The sequence below is a fragment of the Oligosphaera ethanolica genome (genome assembly GCF_030814695.1).
Taxonomy (GTDB): Bacteria; Verrucomicrobiota; Lentisphaeria; order Oligosphaerales; family Oligosphaeraceae; genus Oligosphaera; species Oligosphaera ethanolica.
Genome location: NZ_JAUSVL010000001.1, coordinates 2,536,578 through 2,560,081 on the forward strand (window position 1 = coordinate 2,536,578; position 23,504 = coordinate 2,560,081).

The window sequence follows — 23,504 nt, forward strand, 5'->3', positions numbered from 1 at the left end:
ATGCACCGGCTGTCAAACAGCCGTAAAAAGACACTAACGTGCTGCTAATTAAAAACTAGGTAATGTGCGAAATCTTGTGATAGAAAGAGAGACTTGACACAGTAGTTCCGAACCCTTTGTCTGCGCCGTGGGCTCTATCCCTGGGCTGGTATGCGTCGTGCGCCCGTCTCCCGGCCGTGGTGCGGGCGTCCCGCCCGCACCGTCACCTGGGATCATGACCTTACCCGACCTCCAAACAGCCACACGCAAACGTGCCCGCCGCAGCAATCAATGAGTTCCATTGCCTCTTTGGCCCCAGTCAGCTGCGCCGACTGGGGCCAAAGAGGCCGAGGAACACGGACCAATAGGGCGCGCCACCCAGGGCGGCGCGCGCCTTCGGCGCCGCTTGCCCTGGGCTGGTATGCGTCGCGCTTTCAGCGCTTCTGCCGCTTCGCGGCGGAAATGCGCGACGAGAAAAGGCTGTCTGGCTGAACAAGTGCCATGGATACCGTAAAGTGAAGAGCATCGGTTTCATGGGAGCAGGTTAGTGTAAAAAGTTTTCTTCATAAGAAGAGAATAGCTCTTATTTACACATGGTATCATTGGTTGGCAACTACAAGTGTTCATCACAAGATTTCGCACATTAACAAAAACTAATGCCACATAGGAAACACCGGGCAATTAGACCGATCAGACCGATCAGACCGATCAGACCGATCAGACCGATCAGACCGATCCGTTGGGACCGTGGGGACGCCTTGGACTCCTGGGAGCGCCGCCGTCCCGGCGGCACTGCTTGGCGGCAGCGTTGTGGCGAGGACTCACGGACTCATGAGGCATGGTCCCATGCATTGGACCGTGGAGACTTTCTGGACCATGGGGAATGACGCCTTGGACTCCTGGGAGCGCCGCCGTCCCGGCGGCACTGCTTGGCGGCAGCGTTGTGGCGAGGACTCACGGACTCATGAGGCATGGTCCCATGGCTTGGACCGTGGGGACTTCCTGGACCATGGGGAATGACGCATTGGACGCAGGGGACTGCATGAGGACCTCTTGGACTGACCGATTACATCTGTAAAGTCCTCTGCGGTAAAAAAATAGTTGTTTTCTTACCGAAAGATGGTAGATTAATAAAGTATCTTCCGGTTTGTTGCAGGACAGCTGTAACATGTTGATAGTCAACGAGATTTGTGCATTGATTCACGCGCGAGCAAGGAGACGAGAACATGGCTAGCCGCCGAAAGTTTGAAGTCCCGGAATTATTTCCCCAGCCGAAATGTCTTGAAACTACCGGTGGTGACAGTGATCTCGCCCTGGATGTGCGTTTAGTCACGAGTGATGTTTCTCCCTTGCAGCGGAAGGCCGTGCGTTCAATTTTGACTGCTGCTGGCGTGCGGGTGGTGGCCAACAAAAAGAAGTACGTGGTTGACGCGCGGGTGGAAAACGCCAGCGCGTTTACGCTGGACGATGTTCCCGAGGCCTGCCGCAAGGACTACTACGAATTGCGCATTACGGGCAGCGAAGTGTACATTCGTGCGCCGGAGCAGGAGGGCACGGTCTGGGCGACACACACGTTGGCCGGGCTTTTCCGCCAGCTGATTCGGGGCCAGGTCCTGCCCAATTTGCTGATTCGCGACTGGCCGGTGCTGCCGATCCGTGGCGTCTTCGTCGAGAACAAGTGGGGCCCGGACCGCATGAGCGTCGCCGATTGGTGCCAGGTGATTGACGAGATGGCGGCGGTCAAACTCAACACCATTGGCATCGGGCTCTACGGCTGCTGGGGCCGCTGCCGTTTCGAAGGCGGCGACCGCCCCACGGAGTTCTTGATGGTACCCGTGCCTGGCCATGAAGAGCTTAAGAGCGAACACCTGCTGCGTTGGTATTCACCCGAACGCGATGAATGGAAATTCGAGAGCTATTTGCCGGCCATGTACGAGGGCGATTTCCTCCAGGAAGTGGAGACCTATGGCCGTGAGCGCGGTGTCAGGGTGGTGCCCTTCGTTAACAGCTTTGGCCACAATACACTGATTCCGCGCTTGATGCCGGAACTGTCCGCGAAGGACGCCAAGGGCAAGCCCACCGGCGTCGGCTACTGCATTAACTCCAAGGAGACGCGCGAGTTCGTCGAGGCCTTCTACGGCTCCATCGTTGAGCGCTATTTCCCCATGGGCACGGATTATTTCCATATTCAACTCGATGAAGTCTGGCCGGACTACCCGTGGCCGGACGCGCCGACCAAAACCGGCGAGCCATGGTGCCAATGCAAGACCTGCAAGAAAAACAGCAAGGAAAAGAATTTCCAGGACTACGTGCTCTGGCTGGTTGACATGCTGGTCAAGAAGGGCGTGAAGAAGGTCGTGATGTGGAATGACCAGCTCACCCGCCACATGGACGCTTTCGACACCGATTTCGTCAAGCGCCTGAAGAAGGCCGGTCTGCAGGACCACCTCGTCCTCCACTGGTGGTGGTACAACAACGACGCGCTCAATGACAAGACGCGCGTGGCCATAGGCAAGAAACAGGGCGTGGACGGCTGGGTCGCACCCATGACCTGCTATTACAACTGGAGCACCTACGACTATCGCCTGCCCAATATTGACATGATGATGCACATGTGCGAAGACGAAGGCGGCGTTGGCGCCGTTTCCTACGCCGTGCATGACCCGTCCCACCTCGATCACGAAGCACTGCTGGCCGCCTACGCATGGGAATCCTGCAAGGGCCAGACCATGGACAAAGTCCTCAAACGCTGGAAAAATGCCCACTTCGGCGTGGATGCGCGTAATTATACCCAGGCGACGGACAATATCCTCGCTGCCGTTCGCGAGCCGCTTTACGGCATCTGCCTGCAATACCAGTACAGCTACGTCGGCAAAGACCCCAACGGCTGGCCGCGCTTCTTCCCGGAAGAGGCCCTCAAGCGCCTGGAAGGGCAGCCGGCGGATAGCAAGGTCATTGAACGCCTGCAAGCCTGCGTCAAACTCGCGCAGGACGCCGATGCCCTCCTACTGAAGATGCTTGACAACGAGGGGCTCATTGACGCCGAAAAGGGCTGCCTCAAGAGCCTCCGCGGCGAGGCGCTGCGCATCCATGCCATCGCCGGACTCTTCGTCTGGCTGCTGGAGCTGCGAGCCGACCTGCAAAGCGGCAGCGTCAAGAAGAGCCAGGTCACGGCCTGCGCCAAAGCCCGCGACGAATATGTGCGCTTGCTGGAGCAGTTCGAGCACTGCAAGCCCCAGTGGGTCACCCCGGCAGCGCTCCAGGCACTCTGCGTGTCGCTGGCCTTCATGGACCAGCTCCACGGCGAACTCAAGTCCTTCGCCGGCAAAAAGAAGGCCGCCGATATCCGCTGGTCCGCCGAACTGCCGCCCCCGCCCCCGCCCGTGGTCAAAGAAGAAGATGAAGACGATAATTGCTGACGAATTTGCATTGATCGTCCCAGGCCCTATGGTAAGTATTGGTGATGTCACTACGGCCTCTGAACAATTCTTAAATCGGGATCACATTTGATCTTACTGTTACTTGAATAGCAGAGTGGACAGTTAAGTGACATCACCTTTTAGGTGACCTAATAACGAAGACGGACAGCCCCCCGCGGCTGCCCGTCTTCTTTTTTGTCCCCAGGCTAAAGCCTGGGGTTAAGCATGGTTAAGCGCCCACGGCGCAATAACATCGCCAGCGAATGACAGCGGTTTTCGGCCCGGATTGATAACCCAGGGACGGCGGCGCTCCCAAGAGTCCAAGAGGTCCCCAAGCAGTCCCCTGAGTCCAATGCGTCAGTCCCCACGGTCCCGAAAGTTCCCACAATCCAATCCATGGGATCATGCCTTATGACCTGGATTCCCGGGAAATATAACTATGCCTCCGGGGCGGGGGTGGCGGCGGCCGCCGCCTCCGGCTTGTAGGTCTTGGACGGCTTGCCATCGGGGGCCAGGATGCCGAAGGCCTCATAGATTTGCCGTTGTCTTTCAGTGATTTCGCTGTATCGTGCGCGTTGCCCCTGATAGTCGAAACGCTCAATGACGTCGAGTTCATCCAGCAGGCTCTGGATGGAATAGTTGCGGTACAGATTCCTGCTTTTCATGACCTTGTGGATGTAGGAGATGTAGATCAGAGCGACAAATTCCACGAACAGCTTGCCTTCGAGGTTTTCAACCGAACTGACCAGCGTGCGGTTGAAATCCAGGCGGTTCTTCAGATTGTTGAAGGTCTTTTCCACCAGGTCCTTGTTCCGGTAGCACTCCAGAGCCTTGTCTCCTTCTTTCACGTCATTGGACAACAGCACGAAGTAGCCAAAATCGTTCGTGTGCTGCTTGATAGCCTCATCATTGTACTCGACTCGAGTTCCCTTGACCGGTGTGGTTTTGATGGTCAGCAGCCGTTGCGCCCTCTTCAGCTGCGCGTCCGTGGCTTTGCCACTTTGCACGGCGGTCTTGAGTTCCTTCAGGTCGTGGTTGAACTGGGCCCTTTCCGCCGCCGCGCGCTGCTCATTATAGTACACGTGGACGTACATGCGGCGCTTCCCCCGTTCTTCACCGCCATTGCGCATGCTCCAGGCATAGTCCCAATTGATCATGGTGCTGATGCAATAGACATCGTCAGCCTCAATATAGTTGGCGTAGTGAACCAGCCCGTCCCTAACCGCTTTCACGCTGCTGCAGGCCAGGGTCGTGTCCGGATGCAGGCCGCCGATGAACACAGATTTTCATATTCCGAAAATACCCCTAATTGTCTAGGAGTTCGACGCCCCGAGGAATTCCAGCTTGCGACCACCGAGCCACGCAATTGGCTTCCCTTCCAGGCTCTTTGAAACTTTTAGCAGAAGAGGCAGGTCACGTTTCTTCTTGAGGCGGACGGTGACTTTCGCGTCAGCGAATTCGACGTCGGCGCCGTTGTCCACGAACTTGTTGAAGAGCGTTTCGGCCTCGCAATGTTCGTAGCCCGGCATCTCCATAGCCAGGAGCCGATAGAGGTTGTGCGCCATGATTGACATGGTCAGATCGAAATCGACCTTGACGACGATGGAGGATGAGGGTTTGTTGAGGTGGAAAAAGTAGATTTGCTCCGCGATTTCCTTCTCTATCAGCCAGCGCCGAGTGTAGGTGCGGATAAGCTGAGCGGCTGGAGACACGACGTCATTGGTGATAATCAACGCGGGTTTGATTTTGCCGTGGCCGGTGATGGCGATCTGCCTGATTTCGCCTTCGTAGTCTTTCAAGGTGACCTTGGCGTCATGCACTTTCAGATTTCTGAAGCCATCGGCGCTTTCCACCCGCATGGACTGCCACTGCGATTGGGCAAGGGCGGCAATCTCCTCCAGCATGTTCTTGCCACGCCTGCGGATGGTCAGGAACTGGATGCCCTCCTTGTTCAGCCGGTCCAGATTCTGGTAGGTGGTGAAACGGCTGTCGAAAACCAAATAGGTCGGATCCGGACCCCCGGCCTTGCGTCGAAAGTCAAGGAACTCCAGGACGACCTGTGATTCGCCCGAATGCCTTACCGTGCTGTCTGCGTAGAAGATGATCCCGGTGTCGGGGGAATGCGCCAGCGCGGCCTGTATGCTCTTGATGGCTTCGTGGCGTTTCCCGGACCAATTGTTTTCCAGATGACTGCCGTCTCCCCAGCAGGGGATGGCGGTGAAATCCAAGCTTTGCGGCCCATCCGCAAGGCCATGTTCCCGCCAAAGTTTGTTCATGGAGGCCAGCAACGCCATGTTCATGTCATGCGACACGCGAAAGGAGTAGCTGGAAAGCCACCCGGTCTTGGGCAACACGTTCAATCCGGCGAAGAGGCCCAGACCGGCGTCCATGCACCATTGGTCATCATGGCTGTAGCGCTTGCAGCCCGACAGTTTCAACGCGATGAATGCCAGCAGGGAGTTGACGCTCGGAATGACCCTGGTTCCAGGAAAGTCAGCCGTTTCCAACACCTTGTCGATGCCGTACTTGGACATCAACATCAGGAAAACGAGGATGCCGCCGCAGGACGTGGAAAAGTTGGCGGGAACGTCATCAAGCAAGGCCGAAACGGGAGCTTCCAGAACGTTTTCGGCCTCCTGCCCCGCTTCCCTCATGGACCTACGCCGCGGTAGACGATTAAACCCGTTTTGGTGAAGAACTTGCCAGATATACGACTGGGAAAGATGAGTTCCGAGGGCGTCCAGCTTCACTTTGATTTCCGGGACGGAAAGGTACTGCTTGCGCAGTGCGACGATCTGCTGGTCGCACTCACGTGAATCCTGCCTGGCCGGACGACCACGTCCGGCCGCCGCGAAGAAGAACTTTTCAGGATTGCCGCCCATACAGTCTTTTTTGAAATCCCTGATCAGCGAGTAGACGCTCATGACTGTATAGCCGAAGCGCCGGGCAATGGCATCGGCCGGCAGGTTATCCAAATAATAGGCGCGGAGAGCCTCGTACTTGCGTTGCAGAGGCAGGACGGGTGTCTTGAAAAAGGCTTCGGGCGTAAGCTTGGAAAAAGTGTCGACGTCGTTCATAGCCCATCCTGAATTAGGGTTAATTAGAATAATTAACACCAATAACATATAAGCTAAAAACAGGCCGTCAAGCGCAAACGCTTCAAGAAATCGCTGTTTTTCAGGCAAAAACAAGGCCTTTCATACGGTTATTGCCACTCGTCTTATATTTTTGGCTGACACTGAATACATTCTATAAACCCTAATACGGATGGCGTTACAAAGCCTCAGACACAGGCTTTGAACAAGGCGAGTAAAAAACATTAGGGGTAATTAGCGATGTGAAAATCTGTGATGAATTTATAGTGCGCGTGATACAGGGCGTTGACATTCTTCGCGCTGAAGAAGCCCATATCCCAGACCAGTTTCACCTTGGCGAACTCAAGGAACGCCGCGTCGGCAATCATGTTTTCCATGGTGCTGATGTCACTGATGTTACCCGGCAGCAAGCGGTAGTAAACGGGGAGTCCCGACTCCTCCCCAAACACCATGGCCAGATTGATCTGCGGCAGGCGCTCGCGATCCTTGTTGTGACCGTACTTGACCTGCTTGATCAGTTCGGAGTACGACGAGATGCTGGTCGTGTCATAGGCAAGGTATTCCCGTTCCAGGCGGCGCTTGGCCTGCAGGCGGAAAAAGTCCAGCTTGGCTTCCTCGGGGATGCTGCCGAACAGGCGACTGATGCCCTGTGACCCCAATGCGTGGGTGAGGCGATGCCAGTGGGAAAGCATCCAGCGCGGAAAACGATAGACGGCGCTTTCTCCCTCCTGTACCAGAAAGTAGGCCAAAGAGATGATCTGATCTTTCATGGACGGGAAGCTCTGGGCGATATCCGCCTCAACGCCAGTCACTTTGCCGATATGATCCAACAAATAGCCGGCACCGTAAAAACGACGGTCCGCCGATTTGACCACATCTACAGCCGACAAGGCCTGGCCGGCCAAGTAGGACTTGCTGGGAATGAAGGCGCCTTGCTCGTCCAGACGGCCGATGTAGGTGCGCCGATGACGGCATTGCTTTTTTTCCGTGTCCCAGTAAGGGTAGTCCTCGTAGACCCGCGGAACGCCATTGATCACCTGAACCCGCCGTTTCGGCGAAGCGCCTTCAGAATCTGCCATGGTCTTGCCTCCGTGAACCAGTGATAGACAACAACAAGATGGAACTAGTTATATAATATAACAATGAAGAGCAAAAAACAAGCCGGGCAAGAGCCCGGCAGACGTTTTTTTTAGCTCAAAATGAAAGGCGCGAGGCGCGCCTTGTTATATTTCCCGGGAATCCAGGTTATGAGTCGTGTGTCCTCGCCCCAGCGCCGCGCCAACCGGTCCCCACGATCCCAGACGTCCCCTGGGACCGGCTGCTATCAATGCGTGAGGCGTTACTGCGGGTAAAAAAGGTTCATCGCGTGGCTGCTTTCGCTTCCTGCCGGAGGTGTTATATTCAGTGCTTTTCGTTAAGGCCCGGCACCTCTGCCACTATTCATCACGCGGACAACACAACCCATGGCAAGCACGACCAGCTACACGTTGATCCTCCTGGGGTCCATACTCGCGAACAACATCCTCCTGGCCAAATTTCTGGGCATGTGCTCTTTCATCGCGATATCGCGGAGCATGCGGACAGCGTTTGGCATGGGTGCGGCGGTGACCTTTGTGACCTTCTGCACGACGCTGCTGAACTACGCGATCTACACGGGCGTATTGCGGCATGGGTCGCGCTTCCTGCCGGCTGTTGATTTGAGCTACCTGAGTTTTCTGATCTTCATCCTGGTCATTGCGGGCTTTGTGCAGCTGGTGGAAATGGTTTTGGAGCGCTTCATGCCCTCGCTGTACTTCAGCTTAGGCATTTACTTGCCGCTGATCACCGTCAACTGCGCTATTCTCGGCGTCAATCTGTTCATGATCGACCAGGGGCTGATTTACGACTTTGCGCAGACGGCGGTGTACGCGCTGGGTTCGGGCCTGGGCTTCTGGTTGGCGATCTGCCTGATGGCGGGCATCCGCCATCGTCTGCGTGAGGCCGACATCCCGCTGCCCCTGCAGGGCCTCGGCATGGCCGTCATCATCACCGGACTGATGGCCATGGCATTTATGGGCTTTACAGGGATGGTGAACTGACGATGATTTACCTGTATGCAATTCTGGTGCTGGCCGCGCTGGGCGGCGGCTTGGCCGTGCTGCTGCTGCTGGCCGGGCGCTATATCTGCAACTACGGCGAGTGCCGCGTGAAAATCAACGACCGCGAGCCCATAACCGTGCAGGGCGGCGGCAAGCTGCTTGACGCGCTCTACGCCAACGACATTTTCATCCCATCGGCCTGCGGTGGCCAGGGCACCTGCGGCTTTTGCAAACTCCGCGTTCTCAATGGCGGCGGGCCGGTCCTGCCTACGGAAACGCCTTTTCTCACCACGGTTGAACTCAACGCCGGCGCCCGCCTGGCTTGCCAAGTGAAAATTCGCAACGACCTCGAAATCGTCGTCAAGGATGAGTATTTGCTGGTGCAGCGTTTTGCGGCGACGGTGTCCGCCGCCCGCATGGTCACGTCGGACATCCGTGAGATCCGCCTCAAACTGCTTGATCCCGCGCGGATCGACTTCCGGCCCGGCCAGTACATCCAGATTGCGGTACCGCACAAGCGCGAGACAGTCTTCCGCGCCTATTCGCTGGCATCGCCGCCGAGCATGGCAGGTGAAGTCGAGCTGCTGGTACGCCTCATCCCCGGCGGCCTGGGGTCGACCTACTTGCACCGCGTTCAGCCCGGTGACGCCGTGATCTTCACCGGCCCCTACGGCGAATTCGAACTCGATACTGCGCCCGACACCGAGCTCGTCTGCGTCGGCGGTGGCTGTGGTATGGCGCCCATGCGCTCGCTGCTGCGACATGTCGCCGAAACGGCTCCCGACCATCCCTGCTGGCTCTTCTTCGGCGCTCGCACCAGCGACCAGCTGATGTATCGCGAAGAACTGGAGGCACTCGCCCAAAAAATGCCCAAGTTGCGCCTGCACTTCGCCCTCTCCGAGCCCGATAAAAGCCCCGACTGGACGGGCGAAACCGGCTTTATCCACCAGTCCGCCGAGCGCCACCTGCAGCCCGGACAGGCCCGGCAGGCTTTCCTCTGCGGACCGCCGCAGATGCTTGCCGCCGCCCGCAAGGTCCTCAAGGACAAAGGCTTGGACGACAAGGCGATTTTCGCGGACGAATTCTAGTCCTGCGGCCCCTGCGCGGCGCCCCTTTGGAGTATACGAGAAAACAGGTAGCTGATGTCAGATCAAGAACATAAGAAAACGTGCCCATGTCTTGCCCTGCGGCGGGTCCTGGCGGGACCGCCTGATGCGGTCGCGGAGGAGCGTTATTTGTTGGCAGCGGGCGCGTCGGCGTTGCTGTGTCTGGCCTATGGCGCGACGGTCCTCGGGCCGCGTTTGCTCTGGCTGGCGCTGCTGGCGGCGCTGTCCGGCCTGGCGGTCGAGCTCGTCTTTGCCCGTGTGCGGCGCAAGCCTCTGACCGGCGGTGCCGTGGTGCACGGCCTGTTGCTGGCGCTGCTGCTGCCAGTGGCGCTGCCGTGGTGGATGGCGGTGCTCGGCGCAGTCTTTGGCACGGTCTTTGCGAAAGAGGTCTTTGGCGGTGCGAAGAACTGCGTGTTCAACCCGGTGCTGGCCGCAGCGGGCTTCGTGGTCTACAGCTACCCGACGATCTTTTCGGGGGCGTCTTTTGCGCATTTGTCGCCCCTGGCCGATCCTGCGAACGCGTGGCAGATTGGCGCTCTGCTGTGTCTGTGCTGCGCGCTGCTGATGGTCGTCGTCCGGCCCAGCGCGCTGTGGATCTACCTCGGTATCGCCATCGGCGCCTATGGCATCGCGCGTTATGCCATCCCTGAAACCGCTTTGCCTTTCGACGGCGATCTGCGGCTGCTGTTCACGGCCAATGGCTTTATGACCATCGGCTGCCTGCTCAGCGTCGATCCCGCCGGCGCGCCGCAGCGCTGGTACAACCGGCTGCTTTTCGGCCTGATCATCGGCGTGGCGGCGGTGACCATGCGCTGTTTCTCGCTCTATGAAAACGCGATGCTGTCGGCGCTGCTGCTGGCAAACATCTTCGCGCCGACGCTGGACCTGCTCTTCGCGGGGAGGGCCAAGGCATGAAAGAGCACCCCCTGTACGTCGTCGCCTACACCCTGCTGGTCTGCGCGCTGTCGGCGCTGCTGCTGACCACGGCGCACGTCCATTGGGCCGGGCGCATCGCCGCCAATGAGAATTTCGCCCGCATCGCTGCCATGGTCGGCGCCGCCGGCTTCCTCCGCGATGGCATGGAAAACGACGACGTCATCGCCGTCTTTACGCGTCAGGTCAAGGCCGTTGAGCACGGTGACATGGCGCTCTTCGAAGCCCGGGACGGCGCTGGCGCCGTCGTCGCCTACATGGTTGATATCGAAGGCAAGGGCCGTTACGGCGCAATCCGCGGCATCCTCGCCTTTGCGCCTGACCGCCAGCACATCCACGGTCTGCGCATCTACGAGCAGAATGAAACGCCGGGGCTCGGCGGCCGCATTGGCACCATGGAATGGCTCAGCCAGTTTGATCAGCTACCCATGGTGGTCGATGGCCAGCCAGGCATTCGCATCAGTTCCAGCGAACGCGGCCCGAACGTGGTCGATGCCATCACCGGCGCCTCCATGACGACGTTTTCGCTGGCGCAGATCATCAACACCATGGTCCATCGCTTTCTGAGCGGTGGCGCCGCTGTGCAGCCCCTCGACCTCGGTGTGGGCGCCGACGCCGTTACCCGCGCCACGCCTGGCTACCCGAAGGGCTTTACGCCGCCGCCACACCTGCGCGAGGAAATCCGCCGGGCAGACTTCATGGTTCCCGATGGCATCAGCAATCTTGCGCTGAACTGCCCGGTCAGCAGCAACCTTGGCGACGAAGAGCCGTTGCGCGGCACGGTGTCGCAGGTGACCGATGGCATCAAGAAGAGCGACGAGCAGGACTACGTCGAGATGTTCCCCGGCGAGCCCCAGTGGGTGCAGGTCGACCTCGGCGCCAGCAAGGAAATCTTCTGCATCTGCGTCTGGCACTACTACAAGAATCCCATTGTCTATCGCGATGTTATCGTGCAAATCGCCGATAATGCCGAGTTCAGCGACAATGTCCGCACGGTCTTCAACAACGACCACGACAACAGCAGCGGCCTGGGCGAGGGCAAGGACACGGCTTTCTTCGCGCGCTGGTGGGGCGAGCTCGTGGATACCCGCAGCGGCGAGGACAAACTTGATGGCACTTTCGCGCGTTATGTGCGTGTCTATACCAACGGCGGCGAGGCGGATGAAGATACCCGCTTCGTCGAAGTCGCCGTGTACGGCCGTTAAGGCAGGAAAAAAGGAGTCGATACCATGATTTACCGCAGTTTTCTGGCGCTGGCAATGCTGTTTGCGGCGGGCGCCGTCCTTGCACAGGACGCCGCCGCCGACCTCACCGAGCTGAAGATCACGCTGCCGCGGCCGCTCTTCACCGGCACGCCGAAAGAACTCAAGACGCCGAACCTCGAACCCAGTCGCAATGGCGAAAAACGCCCGCCTTTCATGGCAGCCAAGGGCCTGGTCAATCTCGCCGCGAAGAAGAGCGTCACCAGCAGCGACAACGAGCCCGTCGTCGGCGACCTCGAATGCATCACCGACGGCGATAAAGAGGGCATCGAAGGCAGCTACGTCGAGCTCGGCCCGGGCACGCAGTGGGTGCAGATCGACCTCGAAAAGAAGGCGACCATCCACGCCATCGTGCTCTGGCATTTTCACTCGCAGGCCCGCGTCTATCGCGATGTCGTCATCCAGACCGCGGATGACCCGGACTTCATCATGAACGTCAAGACCATCTTCAACAACGACCACGATAACAGCAGCGGCCTCGGCGTCGGTAAAGACTACGAGTACATCGAGACCTACGAAGGCCGCCTCATTCCCGTCCCGGCCGTCAGCGCCCAGTACCTGCGCTTCTATAGCAACGGCAATACCAGCGACGATATGAACCACTATATCGAAATCGAAGTCTTCGGGAAATAACCGCCTTATTCCCTCACGCGAAGGCGGGAAATCTGTGGCCGCACGGCATGCCGTGCGGCTACGAAGATGCCCCGTGGGGCATGCCGAGCGGCTAAGAAGATGCCCCGTGGGGCATGCCGAGCGGCTTGTGCGCGCGTGCGCGGGTGTTCTCACCATGGTTTGACGCCCGGTGGGCGTGGCGGGCGGTAATGCCGCTGCAACTGCAGGTCGCGCCAGGTGCCGACCGGCGCGTTAGTGGTTCCCGCGTTTGCTCCGCCACCGGTGGCGGAGCCCGTTGCGGTATTGGTGTCGGGCGCAGCGTCGGCGGGGCCATGGGCAGCGCCGGCATTGGCAGTGCCGGGTGCAGTGCCGGCATTGGCCGTACCGTCCGCACTGGCGGTGGCGTCGTGCGCGCTTTGCGTGTCCTGCGCTTCATTGGGCCGCGAGCCGGCAGTTGCTGCCGCCTCCGCCTCGCCTATGGCGGCATCGCTTGATCCGTCCTTTCCCGACAGCGCTTTGGCCGCCTGGAGCACCCGCCATGCCGCGGCGAGAGTCTGCAGGGTCGCGGCGTTGCCGGGGTTGAGGCGCAGTGCTTCGCGACTGAGCTCGCGGGCCGCCGTGGCGTGCTGCGCAGCGGCGTCCAGCGCGCCGGTGCGGATGGCCTCCTCGGCTTCCACGATCAGCAGCGCCGACCAATTGCTCAGCAGCCTGGCGCGCTCCGCGTCAGTGCCGTCATGCCGGGCGATAGTTTCGCGGATGGCCGCCACGGCGTCCGCCCGCGCAGCGGCATTGCCACGCAAGCCAGCGGGGACGGCGTCGGCAGTCGCGACGAGTGACCACGTCAGCAACGCCAGCAGCGCGCTAGATATGGCAGAGGCCCGCCTACCGTGAGGAGTGCCCGGCGCAGCCGCACCGTGCCGTGCCGTGCTGTGTATTGTCGTGCTGTGTATTGCCGCACCGCGCGCCGCCGTGTTGTGTATCGTTGTGTTGTGTATTGCCGTGTTGTGTATTGCCGTATCGCGCGTTGCCGTGCCCTTTCCGGGTGTATGGCGGGCGCGGGTTGGTCGTCGCGGCCACCTTGCCGCGAGTAGCGCCGCGAGCGCGATGAGCCCCAGCGCGCGCGCAGCCAGCCAGCCGCTGCTGCTTCTACCATCATTGCCAACGAATTGCCGGATTTGCGCGCTAACGGCCGTTGCTGGTGCGTCTGCCGTGAAGAATTCGGCGGGTTGTGGTGACAGCGCGGCGAGCGTTTTCAACGCGCGGTCGTCTGCGCGGCTGGTGGCGACTGCGCCGCTGTTGGGGTCGTTGAGCCACAGCGGCCCCTGGGGGCTGGGCACGGGCGTGTCCTGCCCGGGGATGCCAGTGAGCACATGCAGCAGCGGGTAGGCTCGGGCGATCCACGGGATGTCCTGCAATAGCGGATTCGGGTCATTGATCTCGCCGTCACTGAGCATGATCAACACGGCATTCGCCGGCTGCTGGGCATCTGCGCCGACAAGGGCCTCCAGCGCCTGCAATGCCTGGCTCGGGCTGCTGCCGGCCGCCAGGGCCAGCGATGGCTCCACCGCCGCCAGGGCGCGACGGAATGCGCGCTGATCGCGGCTGGGAGGAAAATCTACAATGGCATTGCCGGCGAAGCTGACCAGGCAGAGCTCGCACTCGGGCATGGCCTCGACGATCGCCGTGACGAGCTCCTTGGCTTCAGCCAGGCGCGCACCGCGCTGGCCCGCCGCGAGCATGCTGGGGGAGCAGTCCAGGAGAAAATACAGTGTTGGCGGCGCCGCCTGGCGCGCGGCGCGGTCATGTCGGGCGAGGAGCGCGGCGGCCGCCATGGCGATGGCCGCGACAAGCAGGCACAGCGCGGTCACGCCGCCACCGTCGGGTATCAGCGTGGCCGGATCGCGGTAGCGGCTGGCAAAGAAGCGTCTCGTAGCCCGCCGCCGTCGCCATTGCACCAGCGCCGCGGCGCCGCAGGCGATGATGGCGACTGTCACAAGCGTTGGCATGATGGCGATCCTCCGGCGCGCCGGGCGGCGGCGTTGCGGCTAGGCCTGAGCCTGGTGCATGACGCCGACGATGTTATTGACGTTGGCGATGCCATGGCGGTCCAGCCAGGCGTCGATGCCGTCGATTATCTCCACGAGGCAGCCGGGGTTGCTGAAGATGGCGGTGCCGATGGCCACGGCGTTGGCGCCGGCCATCAGAAACTCAATGGCGTCAGCGGCGCTGTAGATGCCGCCCATGCCCAGGATCGGCACGGTCACGGCTTCGCGGGCCTGAAACACCATGCGCACGGCGACGGGCTTCAAGCCCGGGCCGCTCAGGCCGGCGATGCGGTTGGCGATACGGAAGCTGCGCGTCTCGATGTCGATGGCCATGCTCGGCAGGGTGTTGATCAACGATATTGCGTCGCTGCCGGCGTCGACCACGCTGCGCGCAAAATCGCCGATGTGGGTGACATTCGGGCTGAGTTTGGTGATCAGGGGCAGGGTCGTCACGTCGCGCACGGCCTTGACCACGGCCGCCGCCAGCTTCAGGTCCGTCCCGAAGGCAATGCCGCCCTCTTTGATGTTCGGGCAGGAAATATTGATTTCCAGCGCGGCAATGCCCTTCTTCTCGGCCTCTAGGCGGGCGGCGACTTCCGCGTAATGCTCGATGGTCTTGCCCCAGATATTGACGAAGACCGGGCAGGGCACCTGCCGCAGGTAGGGCAGATAATTTTCGTCGCTGATGAATTTGTCAATGCCGGGATTCTGCAAACCGATGGCGTTGAGCATGCCGCCGTACACCTCGGTGGTCCGTGGCACGGGATTGCCATGGGACGGAAAAGGCGACACGCCCTTGACGGTGACAGCGCCCAGGCGATTGAGCGGGACGACGTTGCTGTACTCTTTGGCGTAGCCGAAAGCGCCAGAGGCGGTCACGACCGGATTGCGCATGGCAATGCCGGCAAAATTGATGGATAGATCGGCCATGGGTGCTCCTATGTAGGGCTATCTGCGGTTGAGGCTGTACAACTGGTTAACTAACGGCGAAATCTTCATACAAGGATAAATCATAGCGCCGGAGGCGCAATCAATCGACAAGGCAAAATGAGAACGCTATAAATGCAATCGTCTTGATAACCAATCGGATTTATTCGAGGATGCGGCAGCCGCTGGTGAATATCGGCGTAGCCGGCACGGCGGCGGGGCTGCTGTGGGGCCAGAGATCGAATTCAGCCAGGATGAAGTCTTTCGGATCGATGCTGACGGCGTTGGTGAGATTGATGCGCGTCCGTACGGGGCTGTGGTTGACCTGGTTGCTGATAGCCGCCCAGGTCTTGTTCTGGGCACAGCGCCGCAGAGTCACGGCCATGCCGGGGCCCTTGCCGGTGAGCAGGTCCACAACCGTGCCTTTGTTGGCGGTGACGGATGCTGGCAGCGCGTCGCGTCGCTGTTGGCCGTTCATGTCGGTCTGCCACTGCGGCGCGGTGTCTTGATTGCAGCCCAGTTCATAGACAATTTTGCGGAAACGCAGCGGCTGGTTGCCCCGGTTGGTGAAAAACACGTCGGCCTTGAGGTGATTGGGATTGAAAGTCCAGACTTCGCGGACGCTGATGCCCGTGCCCTCGTTGCTGATGGTTCGCTCCAACTCCAGGGTGGCGCTGGTGGCACTGGCCTGATAGGAGAGCAGTGTGACCTGCTCGGCGTGCTCGGGGCCGACTTCGAAGCCGTCGTCGGTCAGCAGCACTGGCCCGCTGCGCTCGGGCATGAAAGGCATGAACTCGCCCTGCTCATTGCGCAGCGCCATGGACTCAATCCAGCCGAAGACGGTGTTGAAGATGATGCGGTAGCTATCGCCTTGGAAAGTCGCCCGGCCGTCCTGGTCAAGCTCGGTGGTCAGGCGCGGCGCCGGCGCCGGCAGGGCGCCGCCGGCGGCTGGGGTAGCCAGGGTGTAGACGGCGACGCCGTCGTCTGCAACGTCGGCATTGAAGCTGATGGCGTCGGCGCCGAGCGCATGGCGCAGGCTTCGGCCGTCCGCCGCAAAGAGCGCGAAGTCCTGCTCGGCAAGCCCTTCCGGCAGCGCCAGCGGCACCGTCACTGCTGTGCCCGGCGAGGCGCCACGGGAGCCAACGCCAAGCAACGCGCGCGGCGTGAATCCCGCCGGGGCCTGTGGCGTCGCGGCCGCCAACGTCGCCGTCACGGACTCCGAGCCGACCGCCGCCGGGAAGACGACGTTCGTCACCACGTCTGTCGTGCCGGCGCGCGCCTGGAGCGTGTAGTCGCCGCTGCCTGGTAGCGTGATGATCACCGGCAGCTCGCTTTCTCCGGCTTTGAGGACGGCGTCATAGCCATCCGCCGGGCGGATCGTGCCCCGCCGGCCCTGCTCGTCGCTCACACTAAGCACGAGCTCCTGGCCGGCGAGCTGCGGGGCAGCCGACAGCTGCAGCGTGACGGCGGCATCGCCACGGACGGCTACCGGCGCCGGCGGCGGCGTCACCACTTCGTTGTTCCAGCCCCAGCGCAAAATCGGCGGGGTGAATTCCTGCCAGGGGTTGAGAATGCGGTCCTGATAGACCATGCGCACGTCAAGCATGGGCTTGACCAAAGGCAGCGACTTGGCGCTGAGCACGCCGTCCATGCCCGCCGTGAAGCGCACCTGCGCGACCACGGGGTAGTCGATGGCAAAGAAGTCCGTCGCGGCATCCTCCGGCACCGTAATGCGGAAGCGTAGTTCGGCGCGCACGCCGGGAGCGAGGTCACTGAAGTCGTTATTCACGAGCTGGCCGAGAGCCCAGCCGGCTGGCAGCTGCAGGCGCACTTGGCCTGATACTGGCACTGCGGCGAGGTTATCGATGGTGACCGTCGCCTCGGCGACGTCGCCGGGATGCAGCACGTCGGGCATGCTGATGCCCACGACGGGCTGCCATTCGCCGAAAAGGAGCATGCCGGCTGGCTTGGGTGCCGGCAGCGTGAAGGTCAGGCCATCGGCCGTCGCCTGGCCTTCCAGACGCTGTACGTCGGCGCTCTCCGGGCGGAGATACAACGCGGGTTGCGTCTGGCCTGCCTGGCCCCCTTGGGCGATCGTGACAGTGACGGGCGCGTCGCCGTCTTCCTCCGCGAGATTGGTGATGGCGAGGACATTGAGTTTGCCGTCTTGCAGCAGGCGCGCGTCCATCTGCCCAGGCTGGAGGCCCTTGACGCTGAGCCGCAGCGCCGGCGCAATGTCTGCGTGGTCGCGCAGGATGGCGCCATAGGTCGCGCTGGCCGCGGCCAATTTCTCGGCGTTGGTGACGACGCCCCCGAGCTTGCTGCAATCCAATGCGCAGAAAAGCAGCTGGCCCTTGCCGATGCCTTCCCGGTGGCTGTAGCCGCTTTTGCCCTGCTCTTGCCACTGCCGGATTTCCCAGATGGCGCCCTTGCTGGCGTTGGTGGTGGTGGCCGCGAAGGGCTCGTCGCGGGTGATGTGGCCGAACTCATTGCGCAGCGCGCTGCCGGGGTGGCGGATGACCGTGCCGCCGGCGGCGGCGTAGTCCTGCAGCAGCTGGTAGCCGCAGTCGGAAACAATGGGCAGGCCCGGGAGAATCACGGCCTGATAGTCGCCGATGGCGTTTCCCTGGAGCTGATCGAGGTTGATGAAGGCGAAGCTGACGCCAGCGCCGTCCAGGAGCCGGGCGACATTAGCAGGGGCGTTCAGCTCGTTCCAGACGCTGCCGCCGGTCGCGTGGGCGAAGTACTGCGAGTCGTTGGAGAGGACGATGGCGACGCTGGCCGCGCTGCGGGTCCTGGCCAGCACCGGCGCGAGGCGCTCGGTGAAGGCGCTGATTTTGGCGACGGCCGTGTAGCGCTCGGTGGGCTTGCCGGCCATGTCGAGCATGCCGTGGATGCCCTCCTCGCGTCCTTGGGTGCCGGGTTTCCACATGTACCACATCAACGCGCGGCATTCGCGGGCGAGGGCGACATTGGCCTCAATGTACAGATCGCGTTTGTGCACCTTGGTGATCCAGTGGTTGGGACCGGCGTGGTATTCCATCATTACAAAGGGCTTGTTCCAGGCGGCCGCCGCGCAACGGCCGCGGTCAAGGCTGGGCAGTAGATTGTGCCAGCGGCCGATGGCGTAGAGGTCCAGCGCCAAGTACTCCGTCTGCCGGCTCAGCTCGTAGAGATCCCAGCCGTCCAGCCCCGTCGTGATGTAAAAATTGTCCGACACCGCCGCGCCCGGGACGACGCCGCGGATGAGATCGCCGGACTCGCGGAAATAACGGGCGAAATTCCACGCGGTGAAACGCCGCCATTCCAGCCAGTTCGGCAGCTGCTTGGCGAGGTCGTCGCGCGGCGCGTCGATGCTGGCGAAGTCCGCGTAGCTGCTCTGCCATTTGCGGTTGAGGTCGGCGATGTCGGCGTAACGACTGGCCAGCCACTGGCGGTACTTGCTGACGCTGCCCTCGCTGTAGTCGAAGATGTCGCCGCTGTGGTAGCCGAATTCGTTGTGGATTTTCCAAAAGCGGATGCGCTCGGCACCGGGCATGGCCGCTGCGCGCTTCGGTACGTAGCTGTTCCACCATTCCTCGACAGTCGGCGCATTGAAATTGACGTGGGTGAAGAGCCCGACGGAGTTGAAGAGCATGCCATTGGCGGCCTCAAAGGGCCGCGCGGCGGCCTGCGGTGGCTTGCCCGATACGCCGCCGATAAAGGACATGTCGTGCTCCTTGGCCCACTCGACCAGATTGGGGTTGTAGCCGACCAGATTCAAGCCGCCCTGGCGATAAAGCTCACGCCATTCCGGCGTGCTCGGGTAGCCCCAGGCGCCCGTGAGATACTGGCCGGTTTCCACACTTGCAGCGACGGCAGCGACGGCGGCGAAAGCATACCAGGCGGCGGTAATAACGACTATTTTTGCTGTCTTCATGGCAGGTTCTATCCTCTGTGACACATTGTGCGGGTGAAGGGCGCGACAATCAGGGCTTGGCGTTCAGGGCTTGGCGGTCATTTCATAGAGTGCGACATCGCGGATGCGAATGCCGCCGCGGTCGCGGATGCCGAAGACCAGATGGTAGCCGTCGTTTTCACGAGTCGTGAAACTGACGACGCGGCTGTTCGAGCTGCCCTTGGCGTCATACCAGTTCTGCCAGCCAACGTCGGCCTTGATGGTGTTCGCCGCCCGCACCAGCGAGTAGAAACGCGCGTTGGCGCCGGCCAAGCTCTGGGTGATGTCGTAGCTGAACTGCAGGCGGTAGGTCGTGTTGGGTTTGAGCGTGATCTTCGCGGTGTCGCTGTGCAAGAACTCATTCCAGCCATCCACCGTGGAGACGAATTCGGCCGCGCCGGCCACGAATTCAGCCGCGTGGTCATTCTGGTTGTTGTGGTCCTTGACGCGGACCCACCCGTCGTCGCTAAGCGGGCCCTGCCAGAGCGGCGTCATGCTCAGCGTCGCCGCGCGCTGCGGCGGCCATGCCGGCCGCGCCGGCGGCTGGTAGGGGAAGAGCCCGAGGTAAAAGACCACCGGCTGGCCAATGGGCAGAAATTCCTTGCGCGTCGGCAAGTACGCACTCAGAGCGGTGACCTGCTCCTTCTGCGACGCCGGCTTGTCCAGCGCTATGCTCAGCAGGTGCCACTGACCCATTGCCGGCGGCACGCCATCAAGCAATACCTGCGCTTCGTGCAACGATGAGTTGGCGCCGGGGGCATTCGTAGAGGTGATTTTCAGCCAGGGCGATGCCCCGGGCTGCTCGGCATAATAGGGCAGCGACAACTCCGTTTCCTGCCGCCAATCCAACGGCACTCCCGGCACATAGCGCACATCAAGCCAGTCCGGCGCGTGTGCCGTCAGATAAAAGGTGAGCTTGAGGGAGTACATGCCCTCTTTGCCTGGCGCCGGCGCGACCTCGGCCAGGACATTGCCGCAGCCAATGGCCTCGCCGCTGTACTCCCAGGCCGTCTGCGACGTGACAAAATCAACGCCGCGCGCCGCCATGACGCTCAGCAGACATAACACAACTAGTCGTTTGCAGATCATGGTGCCGTCCTCGTTTTCTGGCTGCTTCTGAACTCACGGCCGCCGGCAGCGCGAATCCAGCTTCTTTACGGGCAAAATCAAAAACTCAATATAAAAGACTATCGCCATAATTGCACCCGCCCGCCCGCGCAATGGCGAAAAAGAAGTTCGGACCGCTTGGACTCCGGGGACCGCTTGGCAGCGGCGTTGGGGCCGCTTGGGACTCCTGGGAGCGCCGCCGTCCCGGCGGCGCTTTTTGGCGCGGCGCTGGGGCGAGGACTCAGGGACTCATGAGGCATGATCTCATGGATTGGACTGTGGGGACTTCTGGGACCGTGGGGAATGACGCCATGGACGCCGGGGACTGGTTGAGGACCGCTTGGACGCCGGGGACTTCTGGTCGCGGCGCCGTCCCGGCGGCATTCATCCTGGGCGCGGCGCCGTCCCGGCGGCCATGAACCTGGGCGCGCCGCCGTCCCGGCAATGCGGGATTATGTCCATCGCGTCCATACTGTCCATACTGTCCATAGAAACGCCCGGTGCCTCGCGGGGTGAAAAAACAAAGGGCCGGGCGCGTCGATGTTATTCGACGCGCCCGGCCTGGAGAGTTGCTGAATCCGTTCCCTGGGAAGGGGGCGGGGCCGTTCGCTGTAAGTGGACTCCGAACCCGTTCCCGGTGAGTACTGGTTCCGTGCTACTTGAGTTGAGAACCAGTTCTGTTTGGTAGCAACAGTTACTGCTGGGGCGCTGGCGCCGGAGCGGATAATTACTGCTGGGGCATGGGGGCGGGGACCTGCATGGGCATGGCCGGCGGGGGTTCGGCGATGAGCATTTTCACGTTGTGGGCTTCGCGCAATTCCTTGGCGTAGTTGGCAAAGACTTCCTGGCCTTTTTCCTGCTGGAGGGACTGGGTGATGCTGTCCTTGACGTCGGCGAAGGCCTGGACGTTGGTGGCGCCGGCCTTGATCAGGTGGTAGCCGAACTGGGTTTCAACGGGGCCACTGACCTCGCCGTCTTTGAGGCTTTTCATGGCGTCCTCAAAGGGCTTGACCATCTGGCCGGGGCGGAAGGCGCCGAGGTCGCCGCCCTGTTCTTTGCTGGGGCAGTCGCTTTTTTCCTTGGCCAAAGCGGCGAAGTCGCCGCCTTTGTCAAGCTGGGCCTTGAGGTCCTCGATTTTCTTTTTGGCGGCGGCCTTGTCGGCATCGCTGGCGCCATCGGGGAATTTGGCCAGGATGTGTGCGGCGTGGTACTCGGTGAATTGGGCGGCGTTGTCGTCGTAGAATTTTTGTGCATCGGCCTCAGTGACGCCGGTGCGTTTGTCAATGAGGTCCTTGACGGTTTGTGATTCAGCGACGCGTTTGATGAGTTCTTCTTCGCTGACGCCATTGGCGGCGATGATCTGCTTGTAGACTTCTTCGCCGCGTTCGGCTTTGATACCATCAAGTTCGGCCTTGACCTTTGCGGTGTCGGGCATGATGCCCTGCTTGGCTGCCTCGGCGATCATCAGCTTCTGGGCGACGACGGATTCGGCGAGGTGGAAGGCGAAGGTGGCGATTTCGGCCTCGGGGATGTCCTGCCCCTGTTGGAGCGCCATCATGAGCTGCGGGCGGATGATCTGCCGGATGTCGTCGCCGGTGACCTTGCCATTTTCGTCGTAAGTGGCGACGACGTCTGGGATCACGGCGAGGAGTTTGTCGGCCTGTATGGCCGGATCGACGGCGGGCGCGGCGGGTACGGCCACGGCGTCGGCAGGTGCGGGCGGTGGCGGTGGCGGGGCGTCATTCTGGGCGAAGAGCGGCAGGGAAATCACGGCGCTGGCAATGATGATCGAAAGCGGCTTGCGGATCATGGTCGTTCCTTGTTTGATGCTACTGGTTGCGTTTCACCCACTTGTTTGAGCCGGGCGAGAAAATCAGTGACGCCCGGTGCCGGCGATCGCCAGCACCAGGCGGTTACGGCCTGTTTCGGTAGAAGGACAAAGTTAAGGTAGTCCTGCAGCAGATCTTTTGACAGCGGTGGTGGGCTGGGCAGGCTGTGCAGGTAGGAAAAGAGCTCCTGATAATGGCGCGGATGGTGATTGGCGCGGGCTTGGAGCCAGGCGCCGCAGAGCGAGGTCGTCGTCGGCAGTAGTTGGCAGTGTTTTTGGATGGCCAGTCGCACGGGCTGGCTGAGCACGGACCATTGCAGGGTAGCGGCCAACGCGGTGGCCAGCGTGGCTTCCTCGGCAGGAATGCTCTTGTCGGTTGCGGAAAGAACAGCATGCAGGGACGCGGTGGTGGTCTTTGCATTTAAGTGCATAATATAGCGTTGTAAAGGATGCCCGGGGACTGCGGTGGCAAATTCGTCCAGGATGGCTGCCTGGCGTTGCCGCAGGCCGCTGAAGAGCGCGTGGTCGAGTTCGCGGAGAAGGCGCAGCGCCGTCTGTCGTTGTTCCTGAGAGCGCATGGCGGCGAGCTGCTCTTTTTCGGTGTGATAGAATGCCTGAAAGGCTACCGACTGTTGCAGCACGGGGAGGAACGGGTCGAGTTTTGCCAGGGCCTGCTGACGCTCGGTGGCGTTTTGCCATGGGCCGTGGGCGAGGAAATCGGCCAGGGCGGCCAGGGCGGGAGCCACATCGCGGATGGCCAGCAGTTTGGGGCCGGCCTGGCCGTCGTGGATGACCTGGTCCAGCCAGAGACGCAGCGCTACATGATCGGCGCGGGCGATTAGCGCGTTGGCCTCGACGAGCAGGCGCCGCTGTTGTTCGTGATGCAGGGCGGCTTCGGCAAAGGCGTTATCGGCGTCGATGTCGAGCAGTCGTTGCAGGTCGTCGATGGCGGCATCGGTCTGGTCGTTGCTGATGTTGTCGCAGGCGCTGACGATGAGTTGGCTGCGCACGCGGTTATATGGCGGTGCCGACCGTTTACCGCAGCCGCATAGGAAGACCGCAGGTAGGGCGAAGGCGAGCAGGAGATTGAAAAAATAGCGCGGCAACTGGCAATGTTTCCCAAGTCATTCAAGTTATAGGCGCACAGGGCGCGAGCTGCAGGTACTGACGTCGTCG

15 protein-coding genes are annotated in these 23,504 nt (G+C 61.2%); 6 read left to right on the plus strand and 9 right to left on the minus strand.

The genetic code is table 11. The features are described 5' to 3' along the window. Positions 1-1,205: 1,205 nt before the first annotated feature. The gene (locus tag J3R75_RS08695; RefSeq protein WP_307261137.1) at positions 1,206-3,398 is read left to right on the plus strand and encodes a family 20 glycosylhydrolase; all 2,193 of its coding nucleotides are present in this window, start codon (positions 1,206-1,208) and stop codon (positions 3,396-3,398) included. A gap of 437 nt (positions 3,399-3,835) precedes the next feature. On the opposite strand, the gene J3R75_RS08700 is transcribed toward J3R75_RS08695, so the two are convergent. The 3 genes from J3R75_RS08700 to J3R75_RS08710 all read right to left on the minus strand — a co-directional run bounded on the left by J3R75_RS08700 (position 3,836) and on the right by J3R75_RS08710 (position 7,572). Continuing rightward, entirely contained in the window at positions 3,836-4,678 is an 843-nt protein-coding gene (locus J3R75_RS08700) for an IS1634 family transposase (protein ID WP_307261138.1), read from the minus strand. Between the two features lie 33 nt (positions 4,679-4,711). Continuing rightward, entirely contained in the window at positions 4,712-6,583 is a 1,872-nt protein-coding gene (locus tag J3R75_RS08705) for a transposase (protein ID WP_307259140.1), read from the minus strand. Between the two features lie 134 nt (positions 6,584-6,717). After that, positions 6,718-7,572: an IS1634 family transposase gene (locus J3R75_RS08710; protein ID WP_307261139.1), complete on the minus strand. Its 855-nt coding sequence runs from the start codon at positions 7,570-7,572 to the stop codon at positions 6,718-6,720. Positions 7,573-7,956: 384 nt separating this feature from the next. On the opposite strand from J3R75_RS08710, the gene J3R75_RS08715 reads away from it, so the two are divergent. From J3R75_RS08715 to J3R75_RS08735, 5 genes are all read left to right on the plus strand, one after another. Beyond that, positions 7,957-8,571 carry an NADH:ubiquinone reductase (Na(+)-transporting) subunit E gene (locus tag J3R75_RS08715; RefSeq protein WP_307261140.1) on the plus strand — a complete coding sequence of 205 codons (615 nt, stop codon included), beginning with the start codon at positions 7,957-7,959 and terminating at the stop codon, positions 8,569-8,571. A 2-nt stretch (positions 8,572-8,573) separates the two neighbouring features. Beyond that, positions 8,574-9,659, plus strand: a complete 1,086-nt coding sequence (locus J3R75_RS08720; RefSeq protein ID WP_307261141.1) for an NADH:ubiquinone reductase (Na(+)-transporting) subunit F — start codon at positions 8,574-8,576, stop codon at positions 9,657-9,659. A gap of 147 nt (positions 9,660-9,806) precedes the next feature. Further along, positions 9,807-10,592 (plus strand): RnfABCDGE type electron transport complex subunit D, encoded by a 786-nt coding sequence (locus tag J3R75_RS08725; protein WP_307261142.1) that lies wholly within the window; start codon positions 9,807-9,809, stop codon positions 10,590-10,592. Next, the gene (locus J3R75_RS08730) at positions 10,589-11,815 is read left to right on the plus strand and encodes an FMN-binding protein (RefSeq protein WP_307261143.1); all 1,227 of its coding nucleotides are present in this window, start codon (positions 10,589-10,591) and stop codon (positions 11,813-11,815) included. Before J3R75_RS08725 ends, J3R75_RS08730 begins: the two co-directional genes overlap by 4 nt. Positions 11,816-11,839: 24 nt before the next feature. Further along, a complete protein-coding gene (locus J3R75_RS08735) occupies positions 11,840-12,505 on the plus strand; it encodes a hypothetical protein (RefSeq protein ID WP_307261144.1) in 666 nt (221 codons plus the stop codon). Positions 12,506-12,654: 149 nt separating this feature from the next. Here the strand turns inward: J3R75_RS08735 and J3R75_RS08740 are convergent, their stop codons facing one another. The 6 genes from J3R75_RS08740 to J3R75_RS08770 all read right to left on the minus strand — a co-directional run bounded on the left by J3R75_RS08740 (position 12,655) and on the right by J3R75_RS08770 (position 23,434). Beyond that, the gene (locus tag J3R75_RS08740) at positions 12,655-14,490 is read right to left on the minus strand and encodes a VWA domain-containing protein (protein ID WP_307261145.1); all 1,836 of its coding nucleotides are present in this window, start codon (positions 14,488-14,490) and stop codon (positions 12,655-12,657) included. A gap of 39 nt (positions 14,491-14,529) precedes the next feature. Next, on the minus strand, positions 14,530-15,459 hold the full coding sequence (locus J3R75_RS08745) for a dihydroorotate dehydrogenase (protein WP_307261146.1): 930 nt from the start codon (positions 15,457-15,459) through the stop codon (positions 14,530-14,532). Positions 15,460-15,619: 160 nt separating this feature from the next. Beyond that, positions 15,620-19,375 (minus strand): beta-galactosidase, encoded by a 3,756-nt coding sequence (locus J3R75_RS08750; RefSeq protein WP_307261147.1) that lies wholly within the window; start codon positions 19,373-19,375, stop codon positions 15,620-15,622. A gap of 63 nt (positions 19,376-19,438) precedes the next feature. Beyond that, positions 19,439-20,482 carry a hypothetical protein gene (locus tag J3R75_RS08755; RefSeq protein ID WP_307261148.1) on the minus strand — a complete coding sequence of 348 codons (1,044 nt, stop codon included), beginning with the start codon at positions 20,480-20,482 and terminating at the stop codon, positions 19,439-19,441. A gap of 745 nt (positions 20,483-21,227) precedes the next feature. Next, on the minus strand, positions 21,228-22,310 hold the full coding sequence (locus J3R75_RS19850) for a peptidylprolyl isomerase (protein WP_370882366.1): 1,083 nt from the start codon (positions 22,308-22,310) through the stop codon (positions 21,228-21,230). Further along, positions 22,307-23,434, minus strand: a complete 1,128-nt coding sequence (locus J3R75_RS08770) for a hypothetical protein (protein WP_307261149.1) — start codon at positions 23,432-23,434, stop codon at positions 22,307-22,309. Before J3R75_RS08770 ends, J3R75_RS19850 begins: the two co-directional genes overlap by 4 nt. Between the last annotated feature and the right edge of the window lie 70 nt (positions 23,435-23,504).